We start from the raw sequence: 7,131 nt of genomic DNA, 5'->3' as shown, positions 1-7,131 counted from the left end.
GCCCGACGTCGACCCATTCGAGGACTTACTCCCTATCAGCTCCGTGTTCCAGCCCGATGCGGCCATTCTTGATGCAGCCATCCTGACCTACCCCAACGGAGCATTCTGGGGGGGCCTATTCGATGGGTTTGTCGATGACTTTACGACCATCCCGAACGTAGGGATCATCAATCCCCCCGGCCTCGAACCTGACCCGTTCGAGGATCTGCTGGGCACGAACAGTGGGGTGGCCCTCCAGCTTGATACTGTTTTTGATCAATATCAGCCTGGCCTTGCTTTGCTGCTGGATCAGACATTTGATGCCCTTCCGCCACCCGACAATGACGCGCTTATGGATCTGACCCAGGCATTCGGTGCTACCGGAGCTGCGTACATTGCGGGCCTCGAACTGGCAATCACTGGTGTCCCCATAACGGACGCGATGGCTGACATGGCCATCGCCTCGGCCGGTTTGGGCCCGTTCTGATCTCGGCGTTCCGGTAGCGCGAGGAACCCGCTCGCTGAAGCGCTCGCAGGAGCGAGCAGTCGCGCGGGGAGTTTGACGGAGCGGCGCGGATGGCTGCGGCGCGCATTGCCGCGCCGCAGCCGAAGCGCGCAGCGGCAAGATGAAACGTTGTGCCGCTAAATCTCAATCCAGGTAGTCGCGCAGGACCTGCGAACGGCTGGGGTGGCGCAGCTTCGACATCGTCTTCGACTCGATCTGGCGGATGCGTTCGCGGGTCACGCCGTAGACCTGGCCGATCTCGTCGAGGGTGCGCGGTTGGCCGTCGGTAAGGCCGAAGCGCAGCCGTACCACGCCGGCTTCGCGCTCCGAGAGCGTCTCGAGCACCGACTGCAGCTGGTCTTGCAGCAGCGTGAACGACACGGCGTCGACGGCGACCACGGCTTCGCTGTCCTCGATGAAGTCGCCGAGCTGGCTGTCACCCTCGTCACCGATGGTCTGATCCAGCGAGATCGGCTCGCGAGCATACTGCTGGATCTCGAGGACCTTCTCCGGGGTGATGTCCATTTCCTTGGCCAGTTCTTCAGGCGTGGGCTCGCGGCCCAGATCCTGCAGCAGCTCGCGCTGAATACGGCCCAGCTTGTTGATCACCTCGACCATGTGCACCGGGATGCGGATGGTGCGGGCCTGATCGGCCATCGCGCGGGTGATCGCCTGGCGGATCCACCAGGTCGCGTAGGTGGAGAACTTGTAGCCCTTGGTGTAGTCGAACTTTTCCACCGCGCGGATCAGGCCCAGGTTCCCTTCCTGGATCAGGTCGAGAAACGCCATGCCGCGGCCGGTGTAGCGCTTGGCGAGCGAAACCACAAGCCGCAAATTGGCTTCCAGCAGATGGTTTTTCGCGCGGTCGCCGTCGCGGCAGATCCACGACATGTCACGCCGCTGGGCGGCGGGCAACTTCTCGCCGCGATCGGTCAGCTCGACCATCAACTGGGTGGCGTACAGGCCCGCCTCGATCCGCTTGGCCAGCTCGACCTCTTCTTCGGCGTTGAGCAGCGCCACCTTGCCGATCTGCTTGAGGTAAGCCCGAACCGAGTCCGCCGACGCGGTGAGCTCGGCGTCTTTGCGGGCTTGGCGCAACGCCTCAGACTCGTCTTCGTCCCAGACGAAATCGCCTGAAGCTTTGTCCTTTTCGCTCGGCTCGACGATCTCTTCTTCGTCTGCCGAGTCGGCGGCTGCCTTTTTGGTGGTTGCTTTGGCGCCTTCTTCGGCGTCGCTCGCATCGGCCACGGCCTCGGCGCCGCCGGATGCCTCATCCTCGAGCTCTTCGAGGTTCAGGTCTACTTCGAGGTCGATTTCTTCGACGGGCTCAGCCTCGATGTCGGGCTCGCCGTCGAGTTCGTCGAGTTCTTCTTCGGTCTCGAGCTCTTCTGCCACTACTTCGACGTCTTTGGGGCCGGCTTTCGACGACGCCTTCTTCGCTCGGCCGCGAGTCGGCTCGGCCTTGGCGGCAGTGCTCTTAGCCGCAGTGCGGGCCTTGGCTGGCGCGGCCTTGGCGGCCTTCGCGGGTGCCTTCGCGGCCTTCGCGGCGGTCTTCGCCGGTGCCTTGGTTGCTGTCTTGGTGGCCCGTCGTGCGGCGGCTGCGCCGTTGGACGACTTGGTCGTCGAACCTTTTGCCCCGGCGGTGGCGTGAGACTTGGCGGCCGTACGCTTCACCGGCTCCTCAGTCGCCGGCCGTGCCTTGGTCGCTGCCACGTAAACCCCTTCGGTAGGACACAACTTCCGATGCTCTGGGCATGCTCAACCGGAAGCTGTCGGCTATGTCGGATGTCGGCGTCGATTATCGGTGTCGATATTCGCCGCTCTCGCTCAGGCGGCTGCCGGTGACCATTGTAACGACAGCGCAGCAATACCCCGGCCAGAGCGCGTAAATTCAGTGCGTCACGTCGCTGGTCGCGGCCATCGCCGCGCCGACGATTCCCGCGCTGTTCTGCAGGGCGGCGGCGACCACCGGGGTGCGGTTGGCAAGCAACGGCACCCACTTGTCGGCTTTGCGGCTGATGCCGCCGCCGGCGATGAACAACTCCGGACACATCGCGTTCTCAATAGCGACCAGCACCTTCGTCACCTGCTTCGCCCACTTTTTGTAGCTCCAGCCGCGTTTGTCCCTGACCGATGACGCCGCGCGGTGTTCAGCTTCTTTACCGCCGACCTCGAGGTGTCCGAACTCCGTATTGGGCAGCAAAATCCCGTTGTGGATGACTGCCGACCCGATCCCGGTTCCGAATGTGAGCAGCACCACCACCCCGGTGGTGTCTTTGCCCGCCCCGTAGTGCTCTTCGGCCAGCCCCGCCGCGTCGGCGTCGTTGAGGACCACGATCTGCTGGCCGTTCAGTTCCGAGCTGATGATGTCGCTGGCGTTGGTCCCGATCCAGGACTTGTCGACGTTGGCCGCGGTCCGGACGACGCCGTGCGTAACGACACCCGGGTAGGTCACCCCAAGCGGGCCAGTCCAGCCGAATTCGTTGACCACGGCCGCGATCGTCTTCGCGACTGCGGGCGGTGTGGCCGGTTGGGGGGTCAGCAGCTTGTAACGATCACCGACCAGTTGGCCGGTGTTGAGGTCGACGATTCCGCCCTTGATGCCGCTGCCACCGACATCGATACCGAAACCCTGGCGCGCCGGAACCCCGGGCACATCGGTCCCGGACGAGGCGGTGGTCGAATCGGCATCGGTCACGAGAATCTCCTCGGCGAGACTGGGGTGTCCGCCACACCCTAATGCGTGGATAGGCAGTTGGCTGGCCTGTTTGGCGGTCGCGTCGCAACCACCAGCGAGGTGGTCGGGCGCCAACTGTGATGCGATGGACCGGTGAGCACGCCAGGGATCCAACCGGCACAACTGCGTTCGGTGGCCGAGAGGTTGGCCGGCGAAGCCGCGGCATTCGCCCGGCGCCGTCGTAGCGAGGTGTTCGGCCCCGACGCGCCCGACGGGGGCCACGATGCGGTGCGAACCAAGACGACGCCGACCGATCCGGTCACCATCGTCGACACCGAGACCGAACGGTTGTTGCGTGATCGGTTGGCGCAGTTGCGATCCGGCGACCCGATTCTGGGCGAAGAAATCGGAGGGCCGCCATCTCAGGCGGCCAGCGCCGTGGGCGCCGTCACCTGGGTGCTTGACCCGATCGATGGCACCGTGAATTTCGTCTACGGCATCCCGGCCTATGCGGTGTCGGTGGCAGCCCAGGTCGACGGTGTGTCGGTGGCCGGTGCGGTTGCCGACGTCATGGGCGGGCGGGTGTACTCGGCCGCGGTCGGGCTGGGTGCACACGTCATCGACGAGCTCGGCACGCATCCGCTGCAGTGCACCGCCGTCGACGATCTGTCGCTGGCTTTGGTGGGCACCGGATTCGCATACTCTCAGCGACGTCGTACGGTCCAGGCGGCACTGGTGGCCAAAATCCTGCCGATAGTCCGTGATGTGCGTCGGATCGGCTCTGCCGCAATGGATTTGTGCATGGTGGCGGCGGGCCGATTGGACGCCTACTACGAGCATGGGCTGCATGTCTGGGACTGCGCGGCCGGGGCGCTGATCGCCGCCGAGGCGGGCGCCCGGGTGGTGTTGCCGGCGCCGGGAGATCCCGACAGTGCGGCCGCGCTGGTCGTTGCCGCGGCACCTGGAATCGCCGACCAGTTACTCGCCGCCCTAAAGCAATTCGACGGCCTCGCTCCGATTCCGGGCTGATCGATCCGATCGGCCCAGCGGTCAGCAGGTGCCAGCGTGGATCTTGGCCAGTAGCGCCGGATCGGCGGGCTCGGCATCGCCGGGGCGCAGGCCGGCAAGCACCGCCGCGATGTCGTCGCTGTGGGCCAGCGCGCTGAAATCGGTGCCGAGAACCAGGTCGACGGAATCGTCGGTGCGGTCATCGCGATACAACTCGGCGCACGGCGCGACCAGCCATACCGCCGCAGCGGCGGCCTGTCCGGCGTCGCCGAAGCGGATCTGGCCCTGACAGTTCAGCCTGGTCTTGGCATAGACCGGATCGTTGGCGGCGGTCGGCTGCGCGAAGCCCAGGTCTTTCAGCGCACCCGCGACGTCGGCGGCCTGACCACCCCGGCCGCTGGCGTTCAGGACACGGAGTTTCGTATCGGCGAGTTTTGCCGGTGCGACGTTGATCATCGTGCTGCGCGACACCGGGGTGCCCAGGTGCGGCGCTCCTGGGTCGGTCTGCTCCGGCGGGAAGTTGCATGCGGCGGCCTCATGGACGTCGGGCGGCCGGGTGAGGGCCATCGTCCACACCACCGCGGTCGCCACCACCAGCACGACTAGCAGGAAAATCGCGGGCCGGGCGTTGCGACGGCGAAACGGTCGACCATGCCGGTCGAAGGCGGTACCTTCGGTGATTTGCGCGACCACGTACGCACTCTAAACGGCATGTTTAGGGCGAGGTAACGCGGCTAAATACGCGATGTGACGTAAATCACACTTCAACACCTGGGCATACGGGCACGAATCGTTTGGTGGATGCGTTCGACGCTGGTACAAAGCTTTGCTTGCGAGGTATACGAGGGGACAGATGATGGCTACCGACTACGACGCCCCAAGGCGCACCGAAACCGACGACGTTTCCGAGGACTCCCTAGAGGAACTCAAGGCACGGCGAAACGAAGCGGCGTCGGCGGTAGTCGACGTCGACGAATCAGAATCTGCCGAGAATTTCGAGCTGCCTGGTGCCGACCTGTCCGGCGAAGAGCTGTCAGTCCGCGTGATTCCCAAGCAGGCCGACGAGTTCACGTGTTCGAGCTGCTTTCTGGTGCAACACCGCAGTCGGCTGGCCAGCGAGAAAAACGGCGTGATGATCTGTACCGACTGCGCGGCCTGATCGGGTGGATGGCCCGCCCGCATCGTCACCGGGCGTCAGCTGCGTAATGCCGAAAGCACCCGCTCGGGGTGACGGCAGCTCACCAGCCAGTAGGGCGTCGGGTCGTCGACGTCGTCCAGAACGAGCAACACCATCGGGCCTACCCAGCCTCGGTGCACCACGTACGCCGCGGGGTCGAGTTGGCGTCCCAGCGCCGCGGACTTGGCCGAGCGGGGGATATCTGCGGACCGGGCGATCACCGTGACGGGCAGATGCGCCTCGCCGGCCCACAATTCGACTCCACCCTCGCCGGCGGTGACCCGGATCTCGATCCGGCCCAGCCACAGCAGCGTTCCGGCAGCCACCACGAACAACGCCGCGAACGGCAGCCAGCGCGGCAGGCTCGACACGCCCTGGTTGACTTCCAAAGCAACGATCGCCGCGAGCGCGAAACCCAATGGCCACCACCACCATGGCACCCACAGCCGCTCGCGATACCGCACGCTTTGCGGCGCGACTCGCGTACCTGACATTCGGTCAAGGGTAATCTGTGCCCCCGTGTCGACGAGTCTGGCGGTTGTGCGTCTTGACCCCGGGCTTCCGCTGCCCACCCGAGCCCACGACGGCGACGCCGGCGTTGATCTCTACAGCGCCGAAGACGTCGAGCTGGCGCCCGGACACCGTGCGCTAGTTCGGACCGGGATCGCGGTTGCGATTCCGTTCGGAATGGTCGGGTTGGTGCACCCGCGGTCTGGATTAGCTTCTCGGGCAGGGCTTTCGATCGTCAACAGCCCGGGGACCATCGATGCCGGCTACCGCGGTGAGATCAAGGTCGCGCTGATCAACCTTGATCCTGCGACGCCGATCGTCGTGCATCGCGGCGACCGGATCGCCCAATTGTTGGTACAGCGCGTCGAGTTGGTTGAACTGGTCGAGGTGTCGTCGTTCGACGAGGCCGGGCTGGCTCAGACCACCCGTGGCGAGGGTGGCCACGGCTCTTCGGGCGGGCATGGCAGTTTATGAGCGCCGGCGACGATGCAGAATGAAGGTGCGCGATGAGGTGGGGGCACCTCCCGCTTCGCGGGGGAGAGCGGCGCAATGAGAAGGGGCGGCGCTGGTAATGGCATTCGGTAAACGCAAACCCAAAGACGAACCAGCCGACGAGTCGGAATCTCTGGAAGCATCGGCTCCACCCGCGGAACCGGAACGGCCGGTCGAGAGCGCGGCCTCCGATGACACCGAGGGCCCGTTCGACATCGAGGATTTCGACGACACTGCGGCCGCGGAAGCGGGCCGTCTCGACCTCGGTTCGGTGTTGCTGCCGATGCCCCCGTCGGCCCAGCTGCAAGTCGAGCTGACCGACACCGGCGTCCCCAGCGCGATATGGGTGGTGACACCCAACGGCCGCTTCACCGTCGCCGCTTACGCGGCGCCCAAGACCGGCGGCCTGTGGCGTGAGGTGGCCGGTGAGCTTGCCGACTCGCTACGCAAGGACGGGGCCACGGTGAGCATCCAGGATGGCCGCTGGGGCCGCGAGGTTGTCGGCACCGCGGCCGGTGTGGTCCGGTTCATCGGCGTCGACGGCTACCGCTGGATGATCCGCTGCGTCGTCAACGGCTCGCCCGAAACTATCGATGCGTTGACTGACGAAGCCCGGCAAGCGTTGGTGGACACCGTAGTTCGTCGCGGCGATACGCCGTTGCCGGTGCGGACGCCACTGCTGGTGCAGTTGCCCGAGCCGATGGCGTCACAGCTGCGCGAGGCCGCGGCCGCGCAGGCTGCGGGGGGACAGGCGGTCGCGCCGCCGGACCCTAACGTCGGGGG

General features: G+C 65.7%; 9 protein-coding genes. 5 read left to right on the top strand and 4 right to left on the bottom strand.

Features of this window, described 5'->3' with window-relative positions; translation table 11 throughout:
* Nucleotides 1–466: hypothetical protein (locus WB785_RS21165; protein ID WP_424081510.1), on the top strand; the 466-nt coding region annotated here is incomplete at its 5' end.
* Nucleotides 467–628: 162 nt separating this feature from the next.
* On the opposite strand, the gene WB785_RS21160 is transcribed toward WB785_RS21165, so the two are convergent.
* Nucleotides 629–2,197, bottom strand: a complete 1,569-nt coding sequence (locus WB785_RS21160) for an RNA polymerase sigma factor (protein WP_424081508.1) — start codon at nt 2,195–2,197, stop codon at nt 629–631.
* A gap of 178 nt (nt 2,198–2,375) precedes the next feature.
* Entirely contained in the window at nt 2,376–3,182 is an 807-nt protein-coding gene (gene ppgK, locus WB785_RS21155) for a polyphosphate--glucose phosphotransferase (RefSeq protein ID WP_424081506.1), read from the bottom strand.
* A 132-nt stretch (nt 3,183–3,314) separates the two neighbouring features.
* Between ppgK and WB785_RS21150 the strand changes: the two genes are divergently transcribed.
* On the top strand, nt 3,315–4,190 hold the full coding sequence (locus tag WB785_RS21150; protein ID WP_424081504.1) for an inositol monophosphatase family protein: 876 nt from the start codon (nt 3,315–3,317) through the stop codon (nt 4,188–4,190).
* 21 nt (nt 4,191–4,211) lie between these two features.
* Here the strand turns inward: WB785_RS21150 and cei are convergent, their stop codons facing one another.
* Nucleotides 4,212–4,862 (bottom strand): envelope integrity protein Cei, encoded by a 651-nt coding sequence (cei, locus tag WB785_RS21145; protein ID WP_424081502.1) that lies wholly within the window; start codon nt 4,860–4,862, stop codon nt 4,212–4,214.
* A 163-nt stretch (nt 4,863–5,025) separates the two neighbouring features.
* Between cei and WB785_RS21140 the strand changes: the two genes are divergently transcribed.
* The gene (locus WB785_RS21140) at nt 5,026–5,328 is read left to right on the top strand and encodes a DUF4193 domain-containing protein (protein ID WP_424081512.1); all 303 of its coding nucleotides are present in this window, start codon (nt 5,026–5,028) and stop codon (nt 5,326–5,328) included.
* A 35-nt stretch (nt 5,329–5,363) separates the two neighbouring features.
* Here WB785_RS21140 and WB785_RS21135 read toward each other — a convergent pair whose 3' ends face one another.
* Complete coding sequence (locus tag WB785_RS21135) at nt 5,364–5,840, bottom strand: DUF3093 domain-containing protein (protein ID WP_424081500.1); 477 nt, start codon at nt 5,838–5,840, stop codon at nt 5,364–5,366.
* Nucleotides 5,841–5,865: 25 nt separating this feature from the next.
* Between WB785_RS21135 and dut the strand changes: the two genes are divergently transcribed.
* Together dut and WB785_RS21125 are read left to right on the top strand one after the other, a co-directional pair.
* The gene (gene dut, locus WB785_RS21130; RefSeq protein WP_424081498.1) at nt 5,866–6,330 is read left to right on the top strand and encodes a dUTP diphosphatase; all 465 of its coding nucleotides are present in this window, start codon (nt 5,866–5,868) and stop codon (nt 6,328–6,330) included.
* Nucleotides 6,331–6,427: 97 nt separating this feature from the next.
* Nucleotides 6,428–7,131, top strand: a 704-nt coding sequence (locus WB785_RS21125; RefSeq protein ID WP_424081496.1) for a DUF3710 domain-containing protein, incomplete at its 3' end; no start/stop codon positions are given.

The sequence above is a fragment of the Mycobacterium sp. genome (assembly GCF_049585075.1).
Taxonomy (GTDB): Bacteria; Actinomycetota; Actinomycetes; order Mycobacteriales; family Mycobacteriaceae; genus Mycobacterium.
This window is presented reverse-complemented; position numbering and strand designations above follow the sequence as displayed.